Below are 22,594 nucleotides of genomic sequence, written 5' to 3'. Positions count from 1 at the left end.
AATTTAATAAAAGTCGCGCAGGTCACAAATACTACACACAACCTGTATTAAATGGCATTGAGTTCTTGTGAGTGTCCTCATGCCTTCCATCCGTAAGATGTTTTCCGTGCTGGCCCTGCTGTCGCTCGCCGCAAACGCCTTCGCCGCTGCACCGGCCGAGTTCTGGTACAGCCACAGTGGCGCGGCCGGGAGTGCCATCGCGGATCTGTGCAGAAGCTTCAATGCGCCACGCGAGGAAGGTGATCGCCTGCACTGTGTCCGCCAGGGCAGTTATGAGCAGACGCTGCAGAAAACCGTAGCGGCTTACCGGGCGGGCATAGGCCCGGCACTGGTGGAGATTTACGACGTCGCCACGCCTGACATGCTGCTGGGCGGTGCCACCCGACCTGTCGAGGCGATCATGGCCGATCATCACAGGGCCTATCCCGACGACACCTTTCTGCCAGCCTTGCGGCGCTATTACGCCGACGACCACGGCACGCTCGCGGCGCAGCCTTTTGCGGCGTCCACAGCCGTGCTTTATACACACCGGAAGGCGCTGGCCGCTGCCGGGATCAGCGAGCCACCCGCCACCTGGGAAGCCTTTGCGGATGCCTTGCGGGCCCTGAAGAAAAACGGTCAGCAATGTCCGCTCGTCAGCGCCTTTGCCCCCTGGATCTGGCTTGAGCAAACCAGCGCAGCGCAAGGCACCGACGTTGCGATTCGCTCCGCAGGCGGTGACCGCTATCAGTTCGACGAAGGCCCCCATCTGCGCCTCATGAAAGACCTCGCGCAATGGACCTCCGAAGGATTGGTGGTGCATGAGGATGCAACCCGCAGCGGGCAGCAGGCGCTGGCGTTCGCCACCGACGATTGCGCCATGCTGCTCGACTCCACCGGGGCGTGGAATGTTGTACACAGCACGCTCAAATCCGATATCCAGGTCACGGCACTGCCGATTTACGCGGCCACCCAGCGACGTGCCAACGTTCCCGGAGGTTCCTCGCTGTGGGTCATGCGCGGGCATTCCGTCAGGGATTACCGGCTGGTCTCGGAATTTCTGGCGTTCGTGCTGCAACCGGACAACCAGTTGATATTCAGCGCCCGAACGGGCTACCTGCCCGTTACCCAGGCCGCCGCTGCACGTTTGCAATCCGCAGCCAGCGAGCCATCGGCAATCACGGTCGGACTGACAGCACTGGACGATATCGACGGTCAGCCTTCCGCGCCTTTGCGCTGCGGTTTCATCACGCTGATGCGCCTGATCTGGTCGCAGGAAATGGAGAACGCGCTCGCGGGTCGCCAGAGCATCGATCTGGCCCTGCGCCAGACGACGCTACGGGCCAACGAGCTGCTGGGTCTGTTTCAACAGATGCACCGCGCCCAGGCCAGCAACGAGTCGAGCGAGGCCACGCCATGAAACCCCGTGCTCATTTCCCACAGCCACGTCTGGCGCTGCTGTTTGCCCTGCCGCAACTGCTGGCGCTCGGCCTGTTCTTTTATTGGCCTGCGGTCCAGGCCATCTGGTGGTCGTTTCATCTGGTGCCGCCCTTCGGCGGTAATGAAATCTTCGTTGGCCTGAGCAATTACTGGCGGGTGCTGAGGGACCCAGGCGTGCTGGCGTCGCTGGGCTCGACACTGGTGTTCAGCTTGTCGAGCGTCGTGCTTTCGATCCTTATCGCACTGGTGCTTGCGCTGTGCCTGGAACTGAAACTGCGCGGCAACGCCGTGTTTCGCAACCTGCTGATCTGGCCCTACGCGGTATCGGGCGCCACCATCGGTATCGTCTTTCATGTGCTGGCCAATCCGGTGATGGGCATCTTCGCCTGGTTCAACGCGATTGCACCCGGCACCTGGGCGCCCTACGCCAGCCCGATACAGAGCATGCTGTTGTTGATCGTGGCGTATGCCTGGTGCCTGGTGCCGTTCAACTTCGTGATGCTGGTCGCCAGCCTGAAATCGGTGCCCGACGACTACCTCGCCGCTGCTGCACTGGATGGAGCAGGTCCCTTGCGGCGCATGCTCGACATACAACTGCCCCTGATCGCGCCTTATCTGCTGTTCGTGTTTGTCATCGACCTGCTGGAAAGCCTGTCGAACAGTTTCGGCCTGGTCGACACCCTCACCCAAGGCGGACCTGGCGATACTACCAATGTGCTGGCCTACAAGATTTACACCGACGGTTTCATGGGGCTGGATCTGGCAGGCTCATCGACCCTGTCAGTGCTCATGCTGCTGGCGGTGGTGGCGCTGAGCGTCGCCCAATTCACACTCCTGTCGCGCTTCCAGCGTCGTGGGGTGAAAGCATGATCGAGCATAACCGGCTGTTCAACGCAGGCGCTTACCTGCTGCTGACCCTTGGCCTGGTGTTCGCGTTGGGGCCGCTGTACATAGCGGTCTGCTCGGCGACCGTCAGTAACCCGCAATTGTTCGCCCACGGTCTTGCGGTGATCCCTGGCGACCAACTGTTGGAGAATCTGCAGCGGGTCAGTCGGCGTCTGGATCTGCTGCGCCTGCTGGGCAACAGCCTGCTGGTCGCCACGCTGGTGGTGATCGGCAAGCTGGCGCTCTCGGCGCTGACGGCCTTTGCCGTGGTGTACTTTCGCAGCCGCTACAGTTCGGTGATTTTCTTCGCCGTGCTGGGGGCGCTGCTGCTGCCGCTGGAAGTACGGATCATCCCCACGTATGCCGTGGCCAGCGATCTGCTCGGCCCCGTGCGCAGCCTGTTGCACTGGCTGGGCATTCAGTGGCTGCCACTGCCGACCATCAATTTGCTCGACAGCTACCCCGGCCTCGCCCTGCCGCTGATTGCCTCGGCGACCGGCACCTTTCTGTTTCGGCAGTTCTACCAGACGCTGCCTGCCGAGCTGGTCGAGGCCGCACGCATGGACGGTGCAGGGCCCTGGCGGTTTTTCATCGACATCCTGCTGCCACTGTCGAAGACCAACTTTGCTGCGCTCGGCACGCTGGTGTTCATCGGCGCCTGGAAGGACTACCTGTGGCCGCTGGTGGCAACCAATCGCGAGGACATGCGCACGCTGGTACTGGGCGTGGCCAGCTTTCTGCCGACCGATGCAACCCAGGTCCCCGAGTGGAACCTGCTGATGGCCGCTGCTGTGGTCAGCATGCTGCCGCCCATCCTCGTCATTGCGCTCATGCAGCGCTGGTTTGTCAAAGGCCTGATCGGAGTCGGTAAATGAACGCGCTCACCCCTATTACCTGCGCGCCGGATATTATCCTCACGGACCTGCACAAAACCTACGGCACCGAGCGCATCCTTCACGGGCTCGACCTGGTTTTCAAGGCGGGTGAGCTTAACGTGATCCTCGGCCCGTCCGGGTGTGGCAAGTCCACGCTGCTGCGCATGGTGGCCGGGCTGGAAGAGGTCAGCCAAGGGCAGATCCTCATGGGTGGCCGTGACGTCACGCGCCTGCCTCCCAAGGAGCGCGGCTGCGCCATGGTGTTTCAGAACTACGCGCTCTACCCGCACATGAGCGTGGCCGACAACATCGGCTACGCGCTCAAGCTGGCGCGGGTTGCACGCAAGGAACGCGAGCAGCGCATCCGCGAGTGCGCCGCTTCGCTGGGTCTGGAAGAGCTACTGCAACGCAAGCCCGGAGAGCTTTCCGGCGGCCAGCGCCAGCGCGTCGCCATCGGTCGGGCGTTGATCCGCAAACCGCCGGTGCTGCTGTTCGATGAGCCGCTGTGCAACCTGGACAGCGCGCTGCGTCATGAAATGCGTCTGTTGATTCGCAGCCTGCACCGGCAGACCGGCGCGACGATCCTGTATGTCACCCACGATCAGACCGAAGCCATGACCCTCGCCGAGCGCGTGGTGATTCTCGACAAAGGCCGTGTCGAGCAGATCGGCACGCCTGCGCAGATCTACGATCAACCCGCCAGCACATTCGTCGCCAGCTTCATCGGCACGCCGCCCATGAACCTGCTGCCGGTGCACTGCCTGGACGACAAGCTCTTGATGCTCGCCGATGGTCAACGCCTGCCCATCAAGCTCGGCATTGCCAGCAACCGGACCGGCAAATGGCTGATGGGCCTGCGCCCCGAGACCTTCATGCTCGATCAACAAGGCGTGACTGCCACAGTGGAGTCTTCAGAGAATCTGGGCAGCCACACGCTGCTGTATTGCCAACTGGCTGGAACGCGCTGCGTTGTCAGCCTCGCCGGACGGCAACACCAGATACCCGGCACCCAGGTTCGACTGGCGATCAATTCCACGCCCTTGCTGTTCGATATCGAGACCGGCCAGCGCCAGCTCGTGACCTTTTCCCACACCACCAAGTGACCCGCCATGCTCAAACCTGCTCCCCTCGTCCGCTCGCCCCTGATTGCCCATCGCGGTGCCAAGGCTTACGTGCCGGAAAACACTCTGCTGGCCCTGGAAAAAGCTGCCGAATGCGGCGCCGAGTGGGTCGAGATCGACGTGAAGCTGACCCGCGATGGCCAGCCTGTCGTGATTCATGACGACTTGCTGGACCGCACCACCAACGGGCGCGGCGCCGTCGTGCTGCATGATCTGAAAGCTATCCGCACACTGGACGCGGGCAGCTGGTTCGCGCCTGAATTCGCCGGTTTGCAGGTCCCGACCTTTGAAGAGATCGTGGCCTGTGCGCTGCGCCTCAACCTGGGTCTGCAGGTCGAACTCAAGCCGACCATTGGCGACGATGTCGAGACGGCGGAAGTGGTGATGCCGATCCTCAAAAATCTGTGGCCCGCCGACAACGACCGGTTGTTCGTCTCCAGCTTTTCGGTGCGCTCGCTAACGGCCGCCCGACGCTTATGGAACGACGTACCACTGGCTATTGCCTCGGTGGTGGCGCCTGCCGACCCGGTCGCGCTGTTGGCCGAATATGACTGCCGAATACTTCACTTACTTGACGATATGCTCGATGACCATCACCTTGTTCGCCTGAAAAGCAGCGGCGTCGAATTCGCCGTGGCTACCATCAACAGCCCGAAACGTGCGCGCTACCTGCTGGAACATGGCGCACAGTCGATTCTCAGTGATTACCCGGACTTGTTGAACCTGCCGAACGGAGGCTGTCTGCAATGAACAACCGACTCAGCGTCGCCATGCACGCCGTAGAACAGGCCACTGGCCTGGCCATGGCGTATTTTAACGACCGCCACACCCTCGACATCACCACCAAAAGCGCGCAAGACCTCGTCTCCCGCGCCGACTTTGAAGTGGAACAACTGCTGCGTGCAGAACTGAGCAAACACTTCCCCGACGATACAATCCTCGGCGAAGAAATGGGCGGCGAGTTCATCACCGATGGCTGGGTCATCGATCCCATCGACGGCACCGGCAACTACCTGCGGGGCACCCCATTGTGGGGAATCGCGGTGGCGTACATGTCGGCAGGCGAGCCCGAAATCGGCGTCGTCGCCTACCCGGCACTGGGCTACACCCTGGCAGCCCGCACGGGCGATGGCTTGCTGCGCAACGGCGTCCCCTTTGTCCGCCCGCAACCACCCGAGCACCTGCGCATCGCTGGCGTCGGTGAAAACACCCGCTGGGATGCCGAAGAGATGGGCAAACTGCACCTGAGCCTGCGCCGACAGGGCTGGGGCCTTGCCGGTTATCGCTGCGCCACCATCGGCCTGGCGTTCGCCGCTTTGGGGCAAACGGACGGCTACATGGAGAAATTCACCAGCCTGTGGGACATCGCAGCAGGTGCAGTGATTTGCCGGGAAGCCGGATTGTTGTGCACGATTGAAGGCGAACAGAAACAAGGCTCGATGACGGTGATGGTAGGCCGTGAGGAGCTGATGGGGATTTTTGGTGCGTGATGCGCCGGGCTAGTCGACGCAGTTTTCGGACTGCGTTTGTCCGCCTGCTGGCGTGCCTGCCCTTTGTGAACAGCAGGCTGCTGGCGGCAGAAACCTTTACCGCGTTGCGCCAGCCTGCAGCCGGGAAAGGCATACGGTTCGGCTTTGCGATTGATCCGGCAAAGCTGAATGACGACGCGGCCTACCGGGAACTGGTCGCCCGTCAGGCCAGCATCGTAGTGCCAGAGAACGCCTTGAAGTGGCAGACCGTCCACCCCGAACCGGAGCGTTACAACTTCGCGCCCGCCGACGCGATCGCGGCGTTTGCCGAAGCGCATGACCAGCGTATGCGCGGGCACACCTTCTGCTGGCATCGTTCTTTACCCGACTGGGTTCACCGTACCGTCACGCCGACGAACGCCGAGGCGGTGCTGACTGCGCACATCAGTACCGTCGCCAGCCATTATCGTGGCCTCATCAGCGCATGGGACGTCGTCAACGAAGCCATCCAACTGGAGGACGGCCAGCCTGACGGGCTGCGCAATTCGTTCTGGTATCAGATGCTCGGGCCTCGCTACCTGGACATAGCCTTCAACGCTGCGCACAAGGCCGACCCGGACGCCCTGCTCTGCTACAACGATTACGGCCTGGAAAAGGATACCCATTACGGCGAAAGCCGACGTACTGCCGTGCTCGCCCTGCTGCGCGGTCTCAAGCAGCGGGGCATTCCGATACACGGCCTGGGCATTCAGTCCCACCTGCGTGCAGGCGACACCTTTGGTTCGGGCCTGTCTCGCTTTATTCTGGCAGTGCGGGATATGGGGTTGTCGATCCACATCACGGAACTGGACGTCGATGACAGCCACTTGAAGGGGTCCATCTCAGAACGCGATGGGAAGGTTGCGCAAACCTATAAGCACTATCTGGACCTGATCCTCGCTACGCGCTCGGTGTCGACGGTTATCACCTGGGGTGTATGGGACAACCCGCATGTTGCCGGCGCCACGGCCAGCAACGGACCGTTGGCACAACGGGCATTGGCGTTTGGCCCACGAGGTGAGGTGAAGCCGGCGAGCTGGGTGATCGCACATTGTTTCGAAAACGCGCAAACACAGAAGGATGCGCGGTTTTAGATGCTCCGCGGCTTTCACGGCAGCAGTACAACCAGAGTGGTTCAGCGCTTTCTGACGCCTGAAAACGACGAAGCCCCCGATAAACGGGGGCTCCGGCTCTGGACCTGAACAACGGGTTCCAGCTGTATGCGCTAGAACGGAATATCATCATCAAAGCTATCAAAGTCAGCAGCTGGCTGCGGCGCTTGTTGTTGCGGCGCTGGACGCGAGTCGCGTTGTGGCGGCTGCTGGTTGTAGTTCTGCTGCGGTGCCGACTGTTGTGGGCGCGACTGCTGTGGACGAGGCGCGGACTGGTTGTAGTTGCCACCACCGCCTTGACCTTGTTGAGCGTCACCCTGTGGACGGCCGCCCAGCAGTTGCATGGTGCCCTGCATGTCGACGACGATTTCAGTGGTGTAGCGCTTGATGCCGTCTTTTTCCCACTCGCGGGTCTGCAGCTTGCCTTCGATGTAGACCTGCGAACCCTTGCGCAGGTATTCGCCGGCGATTTCCGCGACCTTGCCGAACATCGAAACACGGTGCCATTCGGTTTTTTCTTTTTTCTCGCCGCTCTGCTTGTCAGTCCATTGTTCGCTGGTGGCCAGACTCAGGTTGGTCACGGCGTTACCGTTAGGCAAGTAGCGAACTTCGGGATCCTGGCCGCATGTACCGACCAATATGACTTTGTTAACCCCACGGGCCATAACGTTCTCCTAGGCTTCGCACGCTTCTGATGCTGGATTGACCAGCTTTTCGAGAGAGGCACGATCCAATAATTTTGTGTCGAGTTTTATGTAGATGGCTGCCTCTTCCGCAACCACCACTGCATCTGTCACGCCTGCTACGGACATCAAACGCTCTGCCAGGCCTGCTTCACGCTGCGCCTGCGGCGACAACGGCAGACGTAGGCTGGTCACGTAAGGCGGTTCTCGCATGGTCACTGCGAAGGCGAGCCAGACGGCGGCCATGGCTGCACCACCCAGGAACACCACATCGAGCCCACCGTGCTGGAACAACCAGCCGCCCAGTATCCCACCTGCGGCCGATCCAAGAAACTGGCTGGTGGAATAAACTCCCATTGCCGTGCCTTTTCCGCCGGCCGGTGAAACCTTGCTGATCAACGACGGCAAGGATGCTTCCAGCAGGTTGAACGCGGTGAAGAATACCACTGTCCCGACGACCAGTGCCCGCAACGTGTCCCCGTAGGCCCAGAAGAATAGCTCAGCCAGCATCAAAACTGTGACGGCGCCCAGCAGAACGCGCTTCATTTGACGTTTCTTCTCGCCATAGATGATGAACGGGATCATCGCGAAGAAGGAAACCAGCAAGGCAGTCAGGTAGACCCACCAGTGTTCTTCCTTGGGCAGACCGGCTTTTTCGACCAGCGCCAGTGGCAAGGCCACGAAGCTGGACATGAGCATCGCATGCAACACGAAGATACCCAAATCCAGGCGCAGCAGGTCCGGATGACGCAACGTCGCCCCCAGCGCCTGTTTGGCGACGCCGGACTCGCGATGCATTAATGCCCCGCTGGCCTTGGGCACCACGTAGGCGACGATGAGAACGCCTATCAAGGCCATGCCGCCGGTGGCCAGGAACAATCCGGAAAGCCCGAACATGCCGGTGATCACCGGGCCGACAACCATGGCGATGGCGAACGACAGACCAATGGTCATGCCGATCATGGCCATGGCCTTGGTGCGGTGCTGTTCGCGGGTCAGGTCGGAGAGCAGCGCCATGACTGCCGCGGAAATGGCGCCAGCCCCCTGCAGGATACGTCCGGCAATGATTCCCCAGATCGAATCCGCGTTCGCCGCCACCACGCTGCCGATCGCAAAGATGATCAAGCCGAAATAAATGACCGGTCGCCGGCCGATACGGTCGGAAATGATCCCGAACGGTATCTGCAACACCGCCTGGGTCAGGCCGTAGGCGCCAATCGCCAGACCGATCAGTGCAGGGCTCGCGCCTGCCAGGTCCATGCCGTAGGTTGCCAGAACCGGCAAGACCATGAACATGCCAAGCATGCGGAACGCAAACACCAGGGCCAGACCGCCTGCTGCGCGGGTCTCGCCGCTACTCATACGCTCGCTGTGGGTATCGTGCATGGAATAACCTCGTGTGAACCGGCGGCGATTCTACCAGTCCCATCGTTGTACAGCACATACGCGACGCTTTGCCGCGTGATGGCTCGGAGCCGTATACTCCGTCGTTTATGCCCGCCAAGCGAGGCCGCAGTGGACAAGATCCTGATACGTGGGGCACGAACCCACAACCTGAAAAATATTGACCTGACACTTCCCCGCGACAAACTGATCGTTATCACCGGGCTCTCCGGCTCAGGCAAGTCTTCGCTGGCTTTCGATACGCTGTACGCCGAAGGGCAACGCCGCTATGTCGAATCGCTGTCGGCCTATGCCCGCCAGTTTCTGTCGATGATGGAAAAACCGGACGTCGATACGATCGAAGGTCTGTCGCCGGCGATTTCCATCGAGCAGAAGTCTACTTCACATAACCCGCGCTCGACCGTGGGTACGATTACCGAAATTTACGACTACCTGCGTCTTTTGTATGCGCGCGTCGGCCAGCCTCGCTGCCCCGACCACGATATTCCGCTGGAAGCCCAGACGGTCAGCCAGATGGTCGACCTGGTGCTGAGTCAGCCTGAGGGCAGCAAATTGATGCTGCTTGCGCCGGTTATCCGCGAGCGCAAGGGTGAGCATCTTTCGGTTTTCGAAGAGCTGCGCGCGCAAGGCTTTGTCCGGGCGCGAGTCAACGGCAAGCTGTGCGAGCTGGATGAGCTGCCGAAGCTGGACAAGCAGAAGAAGCACTCGATCGATGTGGTCGTGGACCGTTTCAAGGTCCGCGCCGACCTGCAGCAGCGCCTGGCCGAGTCCTTCGAGACCGCCCTGAAGCTGGCCGACGGTATCGCCCTGGTGGCGCCGATGGACGACGAGCCGGGCGAGGAAGTGATCTTCTCTGCCCGCTTCGCCTGCCCTATCTGTGGCCATGCGATCAGCGAGCTGGAACCGAAGCTGTTCTCCTTCAACAACCCGGCTGGCGCCTGCCCGACCTGCGACGGTCTGGGCGTGAAGCAGTTCTTCGATATCAAGCGGCTGGTGAATGCCGAACTGACGCTTGCCGAAGGCGCAATACGAGGCTGGGACAGGCGTAATGTCTATTACTTCCAGATGCTCGGCTCGCTCTCCAAGCACTATGGCTTCAGCCTGGAAATGCCATTCAAGCAGATCCCCGCCGACATGCAGAAGATTCTGCTCAACGGCAGTGGCTCGCAGAGTGTCGATTTCCGCTACCTCAATGACCGTGGCGATATCGTCAAGCGTGCGCACCCGTTTGAAGGCATCGTGCCGAATCTGGAGCGTCGCTATCGGGAAACCGAATCGGCTACGGTCCGCGAAGAGCTGGCCAAGTTCCTGGGCACACAGCCCTGCCCTGACTGCCGAGGCACTCGCCTGCGTCGCGAAGCGCGCCATGTGTGGGTGGGTGAAAAGACTCTGCCAGCAGTCACCAGTCTGCCGATTGGCGACGCGACGCATTACTTCGAAACGCTCAAGCTGACCGGACGACGTGGCGAGATCGCCGACAAGATTCTCAAGGAAATCCGTGAGCGTCTGCAGTTTCTGGTCAACGTGGGCCTGGACTACCTGACCCTGGATCGTAGCGCAGACACCCTGTCCGGCGGCGAAGCACAGCGTATCCGTCTGGCCAGCCAGATCGGTGCGGGGCTGGTCGGGGTGATGTACATCCTCGATGAGCCGTCCATCGGTCTGCACCAGCGCGACAACGATCGTTTGCTGGGCACACTCAAGCACCTGCGCGACATCGGCAATACGGTGATTGTGGTCGAGCACGATGAAGATGCGATTCGCCTGGCCGACTACGTGGTCGACATCGGCCCGGGGGCCGGCGTGCATGGTGGTCATATTGTCGCCGAAGGTACGCCGGACGAGGTGATGTCGCATCCCGACTCGCTGACCGGCAAATACCTGTCAGGGCGCGTGAAGATTGCCGTTCCCGCCAAGCGCACCCCGCGTAACAAGAAGCTCTCGCTGACCCTCAAGGGCGCGCGTGGCAACAACCTGCAAAACGTCAATCTCGACATCCCGATCGGCCTGCTGACCTGCGTGACGGGTGTTTCCGGATCGGGCAAGTCGACGCTGATCAACAACACGCTGTTCCCGCTGAGCGCTACGGCGCTGAACGGCGCCACGACGCTGGAAGCGGCTACGCACGACAGCATCAACGGCCTGCAGCATCTGGACAAGGTGGTGGACATCGACCAGAGCCCTATCGGTCGTACGCCGCGCTCCAACCCGGCGACCTACACCGGGCTGTTCACGCCGATTCGCGAGCTGTTCGCCGGGGTTCCGGAATCACGCTCGCGGGGCTATGGTCCGGGGCGGTTCTCGTTCAACGTCAAGGGCGGCCGCTGCGAGGCGTGCCAGGGCGACGGGCTGATCAAGGTCGAGATGCACTTTTTGCCAGACATCTACGTGCCCTGCGACGTGTGCAAGAGCAAGCGTTACAACCGCGAAACGCTTGAGGTCAAGTACAAGGGCAAGAACGTCCACGAAGTGCTGGAAATGACCATCGAGGAAGCGCGTGAGTTCTTCGACGCCGTTCCGGCACTGGCGCGCAAGCTGCAAACCCTTATGGATGTAGGACTTTCCTATATCAAGCTAGGGCAATCGGCGACGACCTTGTCAGGCGGTGAAGCGCAGCGGGTCAAGCTGTCGCGTGAGCTGTCCAAGCGCGACACCGGCAAGACGCTGTACATCCTCGACGAGCCGACCACAGGCCTGCACTTCGCGGATATTCAGCAGCTGCTGGATGTATTGCATCGCCTGCGCGACCACGGCAATACCGTGGTGGTGATCGAGCACAACCTGGATGTGATCAAGACGGCCGACTGGCTGGTGGACCTGGGTCCGGAAGGCGGTTCGCGAGGTGGGCAGATCATTGCGACGGGCACACCTGAACAGGTCGCCGAGATGGAACAGTCCTACACCGGTCATTACCTGAAACCTCTGTTGACCAGAGACAAAGCCTGACGAGTGTGACGAAAACGGGTTCGGCGTCAGTCGAACCCGGATATAAAAAAGCTCCTGTCACGCAAGTGCAGGAGCTTTTTTATGAGCGGTCGAATCAGAACTGCGATTGCAGGTAGTTCTGCAGGCCGATGGACTTGATCAGCCCCATCTGCTGTTCGAGCCAGTAGGTATGGTCTTCTTCGGTATCAGCCAGCTGCACGCGCAGGATTTCTCGGGTCACGTAGTCGCTGTGCAGCTCACAGAGCTCGATACCCTTGCACAGGGCAGCACGTACCTTGTATTCGAGACGCAGATCGCTGGCGAGCATCTCAGGCACTGTGGTGCCGACGTCGAGGTCGTCCGGGCGCATGCGCGGCGTGCCTTCCAGCATCAGGATACGACGCATCAACGCATCAGCGTGTTGCGCCTCTTCTTCCATCTCATGATTGATACGCTCGTAGAGCTTCGAAAAGCCCCAGTCTTCGTACATGCGTGAGTGAACGAAATATTGGTCACGAGCTGCCAGTTCGCCCGTGAGCAACGTGTTGAGATAATCGATTACTTCGGGGTGGCCTTGCATCGCACCAGACTCCTGCTTCAAAGACGATAGTTTGAACCAAGCGCCGCGCGAGGTCACTTAGAAAAACGCAATAAACCGACGAAAAGTGGCGAAATTACGCCGTTAAGAAGCGAAAAACCGCCCAAATGAGGGCGGTTCTGTTTCTCACTTCGACTCAGCCCAGTTTTACGTCCAATGCGCGGGCAATGCCTTCGCCGTAAGCAGGGTCAGCTTTGTAGAAATGCTGCAACTGACGTTGCACGACATCACTGGAAACGCCTGCCATTGCGCCGGCAATATTGCCAATCAACAGGGCTTGCTGATCAGCGCTCATCAGGTTGAACAACTTGCCTGCCTGACTGTAGTAATCGCCGTCTACTCGATGATCATGACGATCTGCTGCACCGTTCAGAGACAGCGCAGGCTCCGCGTAGCGCGGATTCTCTTTCGGCGCATCCGAGTAGCTGTTCGGTTCATAGTTTGGCGTCGCACCGCCATTGGTGCCGAAGGCCATCGCCCCGTCACGCTGATAGCTGTGCACCGGACTCTTGGGCGCATTGATCGGCAACTGCTGGTGGTTGGTACCTACGCGATAGCGATGCGCATCAGCATAGGCAAATACGCGCCCTTGCAACATGCGGTCTGGCGAAAGGCCAACGCCTGGCACCATGTTGCTTGGGCCAAACGCGGCCTGCTCGACTTCGGCAAAGTAGTTGAGCGGGTTACGGTTCAACTCCAGCTCGCCCACCTCGATCAGCGGGTATTCTTTCTGCGACCAGGTCTTGGTCACGTCGAACGGGTTTTCATGATGATTCGCCGCCTGAGCTTCGGTCATCAACTGGATGCACACCTGCCACTTGGGGAAGTCGCCCTTCTCGATGGCAGTGAACAGATCGCGCTGAGCGTAATCAGGATCAGTACCGGCAATGCGCGCAGCCTCTGCGGGCGTCAGATTCTTGATCCCCTGGCGGGTCTTGTAATGCCACTTCACCCAATGACGCTCACCTGCTGCACTGATGAGGCTATAGGTGTGGCTGCCGAAGCCGTGCATGTGACGGTAGCCGTCCGGAATGCCACGATCGGAGAACAGAATAGTGACCTGGTGCAGCGCTTCAGGCGAGTGCGACCAGAAATCCCACATCATCTGAGGGCTCTTCAGATTGGTCTGCGGCAGGCGCTTCTGAGTGTGAATGAAATCAGGGAATTTCAGGGGGTCACGGATAAAAAACACCGGCGTGTTGTTACCGACGATGTCCCAGTTACCTTCCTCGGTGTAAAACTTGATCGCAAAGCCACGAGGGTCACGCTCGGTATCAGCCGAACCACGCTCGCCGCCTACGGTGGAGAAGCGCAGGAAAATCGGCGTCTGCTTGCCAACCGTGTCGAACAGCCTGGCGCTGGTATATTGGCTGATGTCGCGGGTCACGGTGAACGTACCATGAGCACCCGACCCCTTGGCGTGCACGCGACGCTCCGGGATGTTTTCACGGTTGAAGTGGGCAAGCTTTTCGATCAGATGGAAATCATCGAGCAATAGAGGACCACGTGGGCCTGCCGAACGGGAGTTCTGATTGTCTGCGACGGGGGCACCGCTGGCGGTCGTAAGGGTCTTCTGGCTCATCTACATCTTCCTCTGGTGTGTATAGCCGGCTGATCGGCTTGAGAAGAAGTATTGTCGAAAGCTATTGCAGCGTCGAATTCATTAAATCATGACTATCGATAGCAATTCTTAATTCCGGAAAACAAAAAACCGGGCACTGGGCCCGGTTTTATGTTCAAACTGATGTCTTATTCAGCAGCTTCTACAGAGCCACCGATAGGACGATCAACCAGCTCGACGTACGCCATTGGCGCGTTGTCGCCAGCGCGGAAACCGCACTTGAGGATGCGCAGGTAGCCGCCCTGACGGGTTGCATAGCGCTTGCCCAGATCGTTGAACAGTTTGCCGACGATTTCTTTCGAACGAGTACGGTCGAAAGCCAGACGACGGTTGGCAACGCTGTCTTCCTTGGCCAGGGTGATCAGCGGCTCGGCAACGCGGCGCAGTTCCTTGGCTTTCGGCAGGGTAGTTTTGATCAGCTCGTGCTCGAACAGCGACACCGCCATGTTTTGGAACATGGCTTTGCGGTGAGAGCTGGTACGGCTCAGGTGACGTCCACTTTTACGATGACGCATGGTTCATTCCTTACCAAACTCGCGTTCGGTGATTACGACGATCAGGCCGTAGCCTTGTCGTCCTTCTTAAGACTTGCCGGCGGCCAGTTGTCGAGGCGCATGCCGAGGGAGAGACCACGAGAAGCCAGAACGTCCTTGATCTCGGTCAAGGATTTCTTGCCCAGGTTCGGAGTCTTCAACAGCTCTACTTCGGTGCGCTGAATCAGATCGCCGATGTAGTAGATGTTCTCCGCCTTAAGGCAGTTGGCCGAACGCACGGTCAGTTCCAAATCGTCAACCGGACGAAGCAGGATCGGATCGATCTCGTCTTCCTGTTCGATTACCACTGGTTCGCTGTCGCCTTTGAGGTCGACGAACGCAGCCAACTGCTGTTGCAGAATGGTTGCAGCGCGACGGATAGCCTCTTCAGGGTCCAGAGTACCGTTGGTTTCCAGATCAATAACCAGCTTGTCCAGGTTAGTACGCTGTTCGACACGGGCGTTTTCCACCACGTATGCGATACGGCGAACCGGGCTGAACGAAGAGTCAAGCTGCAAGCGACCAATGCTGCGGCTTTCGTCTTCATCGCTTTGACGCGAGTCTGCCGGCTCATAACCACGACCACGAGCTACAGTGAGCTTCATGTTCAAGACGCCGTTAGACGCCAGGTTAGCGATTACGTGATCGGGGTTAACGATCTCGACATCATGATCCAGCTGAATATCGGCAGCGGTAACCACCCCCGAACCCTTCTTCGACAAGGTCAGCGTAACTTCGTCTCGACCGTGCAGCTTGATAGCCAGACCTTTAAGGTTCAACAGGATTTCAATGACGTCTTCCTGTACACCTTCGATGGCGCTGTACTCATGGAGTACACCGTCAATCTCGGCCTCGACTACTGCACAGCCGGGCATGGAGGACAACAAAATGCGGCGAAGCGCGTTGCCCAGGGTATGGCCGAAACCACGCTCGAGAGGCTCGAGAGTGATTTTGGCGCGGGTTGGACTGACAACCTGCACATCAATGTGGCGGGGTGTCAGGAACTCATTTACCGAAATCTGCATGGATGCACCTATTTTCTAGCCCTTACTTGGAGTAGAGCTCGACAATCAGGCTTTCGTTGATGTCGGCGGATAGATCACTGCGAGCTGGAACGTTCTTGAAAACGCCCGATTTCTTCTCAGTGTCTACTTCTACCCATTCTACGCGGCCACGTTGGGCACACAGATCGAGAGCCTGGACAATACGCAGCTGATTCTTAGCTTTTTCGCGGATAGCAACAACGTCGCCAGCACGAACCTGATAAGAAGGAACGTTAACGGTTTTGCCGTTTACGCTGACCGACTTGTGCGAAACCAATTGACGGGATTCGGCACGCGTCGAGCCGAAGCCCATGCGGTATACAACGTTGTCCAGACGGCATTCGAGCAGTTGCAGCAGGTTCTCGCCTGTTGCACCTTTCTTGCCGGCGGCTTCTTTGTAGTAGCCGCTGAACTGACGCTCGAGAACGCCGTAGATACGACGGACTTTTTGCTTTTCACGCAGCTGAGTACCGTAATCGGACTGGCGACCACGACGTTGGCCGTGGATACCTGGAGCTGCTTCGATGTTGCACTTGGATTCGATAGCGCGAACGCCGCTCTTCAGAAAGAGATCGGTGCCTTCACGACGAGCAAGTTTGCATTTTGGACCAATGTAACGAGCCATTTCTTACAGTCTCCTGGATTACACGCGGCGCTTCTTCGGCGGACGGCACCCGTTGTGCGGGATTGGCGTCACGTCGGTGATGCTGGCGATCTTATAGCCACAGCCGTTCAATGCACGGACAGCGGATTCACGACCTGGGCCTGGACCCTTGACATTGACGTCGAGGTTCTTCAGACCGTACTCCAGCGCAGCTTGACCAGCACGTTCAGCAGCTACTTGAGCAGCGAACGGGGTGGACTTGCGCGAACCACGGAAACCCGAACCGCCGGAGGTAGCCCACGAAAGAGCGTTACCTTGACGATCGGTAATGGTGACGATTGTGTTGTTAAACGACGCGTGGATGTGGGCGATGCCATCAACCACTGTCTTTTTAACTTTTTTACGAGGACGAGCAGCAGGTTTTGCCATGACTAAATTCCTGTCGTTGCGCTGGTGCGATTACTTGCGGATCGGCTTACGCGGACCTTTGCGAGTACGCGCGTTGGTCTTGGTACGCTGACCGCGCACTGGAAGACCACGACGATGACGCAGACCGCGGTAGCAGCCCAGGTCCATCAAGCGCTTGATTTTCATGTTGATTTCGCGACGCAGGTCACCTTCAGTGGTGAACTTCGCCACTTCGCCACGCAGCTGTTCAATCTGCTCGTCGCTCAGATCTTTGATTTTCACCGCCGGATTTACGCCGGTGGTTGCACAAATTTTCTGTGCGGTGGTGCGACCAACACCATAGATGTAGGTCAACGAGATAACAGTATGCTTGTTATCTGGAATGTTAACGCCTGCAATACGGGCCATTCAGTGGGACTCCAATTGACAGCTACCTACGCCCCGGAAGCCAAGAAATAGGGCGCGAGATAATATCGCTGTAGTAACAAATAATCAACCCAGCAGCGCACTAGCTGCTGGGCTTAAGCACAAATCACAATCAGCCTTGGCGCTGCTTATGACGTGGTTCCGCGCTGCAAATTACTCGAACCACACCTTCGCGGCGGATAATCTTGCAGTTACGGCACAGCTTTTTCACCGATGCACGAACTTTCATCACCAACTCCTCGAACCTTAGGGGTGCTTCAGCGCAGCATACCGCCGCTGCCACCGTAGCCCTTCAGGTTGGCTTTCTTCATCAGGGATTCATACTGGTGCGAAACGAGGTGAGATTGCACTTGCGACATAAAGTCCATCACAACCACGACCACGATCAGCAACGAGGTCCCGCCAAGGTAGAACGGTACGTTTGCCGCGACCACCAGAAACTGGGGAAGCAGACACACGGCCGTCATATATAGAGCACCGAACATGGTCAAGCGAGTCAAAACGCCATCAATGTAGCGCGCCGACTGCTCGCCTGGACGAATACCCGGAATAAAGGCACCGGACTTCTTCAGGTTTTCCGCTACGTCTTTCGGATTGAACATCAACGCCGTATAGAAGAAGCAGAAGAAAATAATCCCTGCACTAAACAGCAGAATATTCAACGGCTGACCAGGAGCGATCGACTGCGAGATGTCCTGCAACCAGCCCAGACCTTCAGACTGACCGAACCAGGACCCCAACGAAGCCGGGAACAGCAAAATGCTGCTCGCGAAAATGGCCGGTATCACACCAGCCATGTTCACTTTCAGCGGCAAGTGGCTTGTCTGCGCAGCGAAGACCTTGCGGCCCTGCTGACGCTTGGCGTAGTGAACGGCGATTCGACGCTGACCACGCTCAATGAACACCACAAAACCGATGATCGCTACCGCCAGCAAACCGATTGCAACCAGAGCGAAGATATTGATATCACCCTGACGTGCAGACTCGAAAGACTGCCCTATTGCTCTCGGAAGACCGGCGACGATACCTGCGAAAATCAACATCGAGATACCGTTGCCGACACCGCGCTCGGTGATCTGCTCGCCCAGCCACATCATGAACATCGCACCTGCCACGAAGGTAGTTACGGCCACAAAGTGGAAACCCAGGTCCCCAGAAAACGCGACGCCCTGACTCGCCAGACCAACGGACATGCCGATAGCTTGGACCAGAGCCAGGACAACGGTGCCATAGCGGGTGTACTGGCTTATCTTGCGACGGCCAGCTTCACCTTCCTTCTTCAACTGCTCCAGCTGCGGGCTGACGGCGGTCATCAACTGCATGATGATCGATGCCGAAATGTACGGCATGATCCCCAATGCAAAGATGCTCATCCGTTCCAGCGCGCCACCGGAAAACATGTTGAACAAGCTAAGAATGGTCCCCTCATTCTGTCGAAACAGTTCTGCGAGTCGGTCCGGGTTGATACCTGGAACCGGGATGTGTGCGCCTATTCGGTAGACGATAATCGCCAGGAACAGAAAACGCAGACGAGCCCAGAGTTCAGACATACCGCCTTTGCCGAGCGCTGAGAGAGCACCTTGCTTAGCCATTTATTCCTCGAACTTGCCGCCAGCTGCTTCGATAGCCGCACGCGCACCTTTGGTGGCGGCGATACCCTTGATAGTGACAGCGCGAGTAACTTCGCCCGACAGCATGATTTTCACACGCTGAACGTTCTGGTTAATCACGTTGGCATCTTTCAGGGACTGCACAGTTACGATGTCGCCTTCCACTTTAGCCAGCTCGGACAAACGCACTTCTGCGCGATCCATGGCCTTCAGGGAAACGAAACCGAATTTTGGCAGGCGACGATGCAGCGGCTGTTGGCCGCCCTCAAAGCCCGGAGCAATGGTGCCACCGGAGCGGGAGCTTTGACCTTTGTGGCCACGGCCACCGGTCTTGCCCAAACCGCTACCGATACCACGGCCCGGACGATGCTTTTCGCGACGGGAACCCGGCGCTGGACTCAGATCATTGAGTTTCATCGATTAACCCTCGACTCGCAGCATGTAGTAAGCCTTGTTGATCATCCCGCGATTTTCGGGAGTATCCAGGACTTCTACAGTGTGACCGATGCGACGCAGACCCAAACCCTTAATGCACAATCTGTGATTAGGGATGCGGCCGGTCATGCTTTTGATCAGCGTTACTTTAACGGTAGCCATGATCAGATGATCTCCTCAACACGCTTGCCACGTTTGGCAGCGATCGACTCAGGAGACTGCATGCCCTTCAAACCCTTGAACGTAGCGTGAACCACGTTTACCGGGTTAGTCGAACCGTAGCACTTGGCCAATACGTTCTGGACACCAGCAACTTCCAGCACTGCGCGCATTGCGCCGCCAGCGATGATACCGGTACCTTCAGAAGCAGGCTGCATGTACACCTTGGAGGCGCCATGAGCAGACTTCATTGCGTACTGCAGGGTAGTGCCGTTCAGATCAACCTGAATCATGTTGCGACGAGCAGCTTCCATCGCTTTCTGGATCGCAGCAGGCACTTCACGTGACTTGCCACGGCCGAAGCCAACGCGCCCTTTACCATCACCCACTACGGTCAACGCAGTGAAAGTGAAGATACGGCCGCCTTTTACGGTTTTGGCCACGCGGTTAACTTGAACCAGCTTCTCGATGTAGCCTTCGTCGCGTTTTTGGTCGTGATTTGACATAACTTAGAACTCCAGCCCGCCTTCACGAGCAGCATCAGCCAGCGCTTTGACACGGCCGTGGTACTTGAAGCCAGAACGGTCGAAAGCGACTTGCGATACACCCGCGGCTTTCGCGCGCTCGGCGACCAGCTTGCCAACCTTAGTGGCCGCGTCGATGTTGCCAGTGGCGCCATCACGCAGTTCTTTGTCCAAAGTCGAGGCGCTTGCCAGGACTTTGCTGCCGTCGGCCGAGATGACCTGGGCATAAATGTGCTGCGAAGAGCGGTGCACGCAGAGACGCACGACTTCCAGCTCGTGCATTTTCAGGCGTGCTTTGCGAGCGCGACGCAGTCGGGTAACTTTTTTGACGGTCATTTGCTATGCCCTACTTCTTCTTGGCTTCTTTACGGCGGACGACTTCGTCTGCGTAACGCACACCTTTGCCTTTGTAAGGCTCAGGACGGCGGAAGTCGCGGATCTCAGCGGCCACTTGACCAACCAACTGCTTATCGATACCGCGAATCAGGATATCGGTCTGGCTGGGGGTCTCAGCGGTGATGCCATTCGGCAATTCGTAGTCCACTGGGTGCGAGAAGCCAAGTGCAAGGTTCAGTACCGTGCCTTTTGCTTGCGCCTTGTAACCAACACCGACCAGCTGGAGCTTGCGCTCGAAGCCTTGGCTTACGCCTTGGACCATGTTGTTTACCAGTGCACGAGTGGTGCCTGCCATTGCGCGGGTTTGTTGATCGCCATTGCGAGCAGCGAAACGCAGCTCACCAGCTTCTTCAACAATCTCAACGGACGAATGGATGTTCAGTTCTAGAGTGCCCTTGGCACCCTTCACCGAAAGCAGCTGGCCGACGAGTTTGACTTCGACGCCGGATGGCAGCTTAACGGGGTTCTTAGCGACGCGTGACATGCTTATCCCCCCTTAGAACACAGTGCAAAGCACTTCGCCACCGACACCGGCAGCGCGCGCAGCACGATCCGTCATCACACCTTTACTGGTGGAGACGATAGACACACCAAGACCGCCACGAACTTTCGGCAGATCATCGGAGGACTTGTACTGACGCAAGCCTGGGCGGCTGACGCGCTTAACCTCTTCGATGACCGGACGGCCTTCGAAGTACTTAAGCTCGATGGACAGCGAGGATTTAACTTCGCTGCTGATCTGATAACCCGCAATGTAGCCTTCGTCCTTCAGGACTTTTGCTACAGCAACCTTCAACGTGGAAGATGGCATGCTTACGACGGGCTTTTCAGCCATCTGGGCATTACGGATACGAGTTAGCATGTCCGCTAACGGGTCCTGCATACTCATGGGCTAGACGCTCCTAAAACAAAATAATTAGCCTTGCGGCTACAGCTTGATCGCCGAGAACTTCCGGCCAAGTAAAAACACGGGCTCAGGCGAGCCGGCAATTCTAGTCCTACGCCGGAAATGAATCAAGCCCCAATAGGGGCTTGATTCAAATTCAGGCTCCATCCCGACCGGTGACTTGCGTAACCGGCGGGAGGGCGCGAGAGGTGTCGCCTTACCAGCTGGCTTTGACCAGACCTGGAACGTCGCCACGCATGGCTGCTTCACGCAGCTTGTTACGGCCAAGGCCGAACTTGCGGTAGACGCCGTGTGGACGACCAGTGATGCGGCAACGGTTACGCATGCGCGCAGCGCTTGCGTCACGTGGTTGCTTCTGCAGGGCTACGGTAGCTTCCCAACGCGCTTCTGGACTTGCGTTCAGATCGACGATGATAGCTTTCAGCTCTGCACGCTTCTTGGCGTACTTGGCAACAGTGAGCTGACGCTTCAGCTCACGGTTTTTCATGCTCATCTTGGCCATTGTCCTACTCCAATCAGTTGCGGAACGGGAATTTGAAAGCACGCAGCAATGCGCGACCTTCATCATCGTTCTTGGCAGTGGTGGTCAGGGTGATGTCCAGACCGCGAAGAGCATCGATCTTGTCGTAGTCAATTTCCGGGAAAATGATCTGCTCTTTGACGCCCATGCTGTAGTTACCACGACCATCGAAGGACTTGGCATTCAGGCCGCGGAAGTCGCGAACCCGAGGCAGGGAGATCGACAGCAGACGATCCAGGAATTCGTACATACGATCGCGGCGCAGAGTCACTTTGACACCGATCGGCCAACCTTCACGGACTTTAAAGCCAGCGATGGATTTCCGAGCGTAAGTCACAACGACTTTTTGACCGGTGATCTTTTCCAGGTCAGCAACAGCGTGCTCGATGACTTTCTTGTCGCCGATCGCTTCGCCCAGACCCATGTTCAGGGTGATTTTGGTAACGCGCGGAACTTCCATCACGTTCGAAAGCTTAAGTTCTTCCTTAAGTTTCGGAGCGATTTCCTTCCGGTAAATCTCTTTTAGTCGTGCCATGGTCTTCTACCTAGCAGTGTTCAAGCATCAACCGCTTTTTGGGTCGACTTGAAGACACGAATTTTCTTGCCGTCTTCAACTTTGAAACCAACGCGGTCAGCCTTGTTGGTTGCGCCGTTGAAAATGGCGACGTTGGAAGCGTGCATTGGCGCTTCTTTCTCGACGATACCGCCCTGTACGCCCGACATCGGGTTTGGCTTGGTATGACGCTTCACCAGGTTGATCCCACCAACGACCAAACGGTCGTCAGCGAGAACCTTGAGCACCTTACCGCGCTTACCTTTGTCTTTGCCGGCGATCACGATGATCTCGTCGTCACGACGAATCTTTTGCATGTCGGATC

28 protein-coding genes are annotated in these 22,594 nt (G+C 58.2%); 8 read left to right on the top strand and 20 right to left on the bottom strand.

Annotated features, from left to right (window positions below; genetic code table 11):
- The first annotated feature begins 79 nt into the window (after window positions 1-79).
- Genes QRN50_RS22395 through QRN50_RS22365 form a run of 7 tightly spaced genes read left to right on the top strand, consistent with a single transcriptional unit; the run spans window position 80 to window position 6,902 of the window.
- Complete coding sequence (locus QRN50_RS22395) at window positions 80-1,399, top strand: extracellular solute-binding protein (protein WP_057458060.1); 1,320 nt, start codon at window positions 80-82, stop codon at window positions 1,397-1,399.
- Window positions 1,396-2,289 carry a carbohydrate ABC transporter permease gene (locus QRN50_RS22390; protein WP_024659935.1) on the top strand — a complete coding sequence of 298 codons (894 nt, stop codon included), beginning with the start codon at window positions 1,396-1,398 and terminating at the stop codon, window positions 2,287-2,289. The genes QRN50_RS22395 and QRN50_RS22390 overlap by 4 nt, the downstream gene beginning before the upstream one ends.
- Window positions 2,286-3,179: an ABC transporter permease subunit gene (locus QRN50_RS22385; RefSeq protein WP_024642447.1), complete on the top strand. Its 894-nt coding sequence runs from the start codon at window positions 2,286-2,288 to the stop codon at window positions 3,177-3,179. Before QRN50_RS22390 ends, QRN50_RS22385 begins: the two co-directional genes overlap by 4 nt.
- Window positions 3,176-4,282, top strand: coding sequence for an ABC transporter ATP-binding protein (locus QRN50_RS22380; RefSeq protein WP_003400409.1), 1,107 nt, complete (start codon window positions 3,176-3,178; stop codon window positions 4,280-4,282). The genes QRN50_RS22385 and QRN50_RS22380 overlap by 4 nt, the downstream gene beginning before the upstream one ends.
- Window positions 4,283-4,288: 6 nt before the next feature.
- Window positions 4,289-5,050 (top strand): glycerophosphoryl diester phosphodiesterase, encoded by a 762-nt coding sequence (locus tag QRN50_RS22375; RefSeq protein WP_096127165.1) that lies wholly within the window; start codon window positions 4,289-4,291, stop codon window positions 5,048-5,050.
- Window positions 5,047-5,790 (top strand): inositol monophosphatase family protein, encoded by a 744-nt coding sequence (locus QRN50_RS22370; protein WP_003400414.1) that lies wholly within the window; start codon window positions 5,047-5,049, stop codon window positions 5,788-5,790. The genes QRN50_RS22375 and QRN50_RS22370 overlap by 4 nt, the downstream gene beginning before the upstream one ends.
- Window positions 5,790-6,902 (top strand): endo-1,4-beta-xylanase, encoded by a 1,113-nt coding sequence (locus QRN50_RS22365; RefSeq protein ID WP_096127166.1) that lies wholly within the window; start codon window positions 5,790-5,792, stop codon window positions 6,900-6,902. Before QRN50_RS22370 ends, QRN50_RS22365 begins: the two co-directional genes overlap by 1 nt.
- 131 nt (window positions 6,903-7,033) lie before the next feature.
- On the opposite strand, the gene QRN50_RS22360 is transcribed toward QRN50_RS22365, so the two are convergent.
- Window positions 7,034-7,585 carry a single-stranded DNA-binding protein gene (locus QRN50_RS22360; RefSeq protein ID WP_024659933.1) on the bottom strand — a complete coding sequence of 184 codons (552 nt, stop codon included), beginning with the start codon at window positions 7,583-7,585 and terminating at the stop codon, window positions 7,034-7,036.
- Window positions 7,586-7,594: 9 nt separating this feature from the next.
- On the bottom strand, window positions 7,595-8,989 hold the full coding sequence (locus tag QRN50_RS22355; protein ID WP_096127167.1) for an MFS transporter: 1,395 nt from the start codon (window positions 8,987-8,989) through the stop codon (window positions 7,595-7,597).
- A gap of 129 nt (window positions 8,990-9,118) precedes the next feature.
- On the opposite strand from QRN50_RS22355, the gene uvrA reads away from it, so the two are divergent.
- Window positions 9,119-11,953: an excinuclease ABC subunit UvrA gene (uvrA, locus tag QRN50_RS22350; RefSeq protein WP_054091769.1), complete on the top strand. Its 2,835-nt coding sequence runs from the start codon at window positions 9,119-9,121 to the stop codon at window positions 11,951-11,953.
- Window positions 11,954-12,047: 94 nt separating this feature from the next.
- Here the strand turns inward: uvrA and bfr are convergent, their stop codons facing one another.
- The 18 genes from bfr to rplX form a co-directional block, all read right to left on the bottom strand.
- Complete coding sequence (gene bfr, locus QRN50_RS22345) at window positions 12,048-12,512, bottom strand: bacterioferritin (RefSeq protein WP_003317095.1); 465 nt, start codon at window positions 12,510-12,512, stop codon at window positions 12,048-12,050.
- Window positions 12,513-12,666: 154 nt separating this feature from the next.
- A complete protein-coding gene (locus QRN50_RS22340; RefSeq protein WP_011269092.1) occupies window positions 12,667-14,112 on the bottom strand; it encodes a catalase in 1,446 nt (481 codons plus the stop codon).
- A 167-nt stretch (window positions 14,113-14,279) separates the two neighbouring features.
- Window positions 14,280-14,666 carry a 50S ribosomal protein L17 gene (gene rplQ / locus QRN50_RS22335; RefSeq protein WP_003317096.1) on the bottom strand — a complete coding sequence of 129 codons (387 nt, stop codon included), beginning with the start codon at window positions 14,664-14,666 and terminating at the stop codon, window positions 14,280-14,282.
- A 41-nt stretch (window positions 14,667-14,707) separates the two neighbouring features.
- The gene (locus tag QRN50_RS22330; RefSeq protein ID WP_002555464.1) at window positions 14,708-15,709 is read right to left on the bottom strand and encodes a DNA-directed RNA polymerase subunit alpha; all 1,002 of its coding nucleotides are present in this window, start codon (window positions 15,707-15,709) and stop codon (window positions 14,708-14,710) included.
- A 22-nt stretch (window positions 15,710-15,731) separates the two neighbouring features.
- A complete protein-coding gene (gene rpsD / locus QRN50_RS22325) occupies window positions 15,732-16,352 on the bottom strand; it encodes a 30S ribosomal protein S4 (RefSeq protein ID WP_002555465.1) in 621 nt (206 codons plus the stop codon).
- Window positions 16,353-16,370: 18 nt separating this feature from the next.
- On the bottom strand, window positions 16,371-16,760 hold the full coding sequence (gene rpsK / locus QRN50_RS22320) for a 30S ribosomal protein S11 (RefSeq protein ID WP_002555466.1): 390 nt from the start codon (window positions 16,758-16,760) through the stop codon (window positions 16,371-16,373).
- Window positions 16,761-16,790: 30 nt separating this feature from the next.
- A complete protein-coding gene (rpsM, locus tag QRN50_RS22315; protein ID WP_002555467.1) occupies window positions 16,791-17,147 on the bottom strand; it encodes a 30S ribosomal protein S13 in 357 nt (118 codons plus the stop codon).
- 130 nt (window positions 17,148-17,277) lie between these two features.
- Window positions 17,278-17,394 carry a 50S ribosomal protein L36 gene (gene rpmJ, locus QRN50_RS22310; protein ID WP_002555468.1) on the bottom strand — a complete coding sequence of 39 codons (117 nt, stop codon included), beginning with the start codon at window positions 17,392-17,394 and terminating at the stop codon, window positions 17,278-17,280.
- A 28-nt stretch (window positions 17,395-17,422) separates the two neighbouring features.
- Window positions 17,423-18,757: a preprotein translocase subunit SecY gene (gene secY / locus QRN50_RS22305; protein WP_002555469.1), complete on the bottom strand. Its 1,335-nt coding sequence runs from the start codon at window positions 18,755-18,757 to the stop codon at window positions 17,423-17,425.
- Window positions 18,758-19,192 carry a 50S ribosomal protein L15 gene (gene rplO / locus QRN50_RS22300; RefSeq protein ID WP_002555470.1) on the bottom strand — a complete coding sequence of 145 codons (435 nt, stop codon included), beginning with the start codon at window positions 19,190-19,192 and terminating at the stop codon, window positions 18,758-18,760. It abuts the gene before it with no gap.
- Between the two features lie 3 nt (window positions 19,193-19,195).
- Window positions 19,196-19,372 (bottom strand): 50S ribosomal protein L30, encoded by a 177-nt coding sequence (gene rpmD, locus QRN50_RS22295; protein ID WP_002555471.1) that lies wholly within the window; start codon window positions 19,370-19,372, stop codon window positions 19,196-19,198.
- A 2-nt stretch (window positions 19,373-19,374) separates the two neighbouring features.
- Window positions 19,375-19,875: a 30S ribosomal protein S5 gene (gene rpsE / locus QRN50_RS22290; protein ID WP_003317099.1), complete on the bottom strand. Its 501-nt coding sequence runs from the start codon at window positions 19,873-19,875 to the stop codon at window positions 19,375-19,377.
- Between the two features lie 3 nt (window positions 19,876-19,878).
- Complete coding sequence (rplR, locus tag QRN50_RS22285; protein ID WP_002555473.1) at window positions 19,879-20,229, bottom strand: 50S ribosomal protein L18; 351 nt, start codon at window positions 20,227-20,229, stop codon at window positions 19,879-19,881.
- 10 nt (window positions 20,230-20,239) lie between these two features.
- Window positions 20,240-20,773 carry a 50S ribosomal protein L6 gene (gene rplF, locus QRN50_RS22280; RefSeq protein WP_002555474.1) on the bottom strand — a complete coding sequence of 178 codons (534 nt, stop codon included), beginning with the start codon at window positions 20,771-20,773 and terminating at the stop codon, window positions 20,240-20,242.
- A gap of 12 nt (window positions 20,774-20,785) precedes the next feature.
- Entirely contained in the window at window positions 20,786-21,178 is a 393-nt protein-coding gene (gene rpsH, locus QRN50_RS22275; RefSeq protein WP_002555475.1) for a 30S ribosomal protein S8, read from the bottom strand.
- 214 nt (window positions 21,179-21,392) lie between these two features.
- Entirely contained in the window at window positions 21,393-21,698 is a 306-nt protein-coding gene (rpsN, locus tag QRN50_RS22270) for a 30S ribosomal protein S14 (RefSeq protein WP_003400428.1), read from the bottom strand.
- A gap of 13 nt (window positions 21,699-21,711) precedes the next feature.
- Window positions 21,712-22,251 carry a 50S ribosomal protein L5 gene (rplE, locus tag QRN50_RS22265; protein WP_002555477.1) on the bottom strand — a complete coding sequence of 180 codons (540 nt, stop codon included), beginning with the start codon at window positions 22,249-22,251 and terminating at the stop codon, window positions 21,712-21,714.
- Window positions 22,252-22,271: 20 nt separating this feature from the next.
- A complete protein-coding gene (rplX, locus tag QRN50_RS22260) occupies window positions 22,272-22,586 on the bottom strand; it encodes a 50S ribosomal protein L24 (protein WP_003317102.1) in 315 nt (104 codons plus the stop codon).
- Window positions 22,587-22,594 lie beyond the last annotated feature (8 nt).

It is taken from the genome of Pseudomonas sp. MEJ108 (assembly GCF_030208985.1).
GTDB classification, from domain to species: Bacteria; Pseudomonadota; Gammaproteobacteria; order Pseudomonadales; family Pseudomonadaceae; genus Aquipseudomonas; species Aquipseudomonas fragariae.
This window is presented reverse-complemented; position numbering and strand designations above follow the sequence as displayed.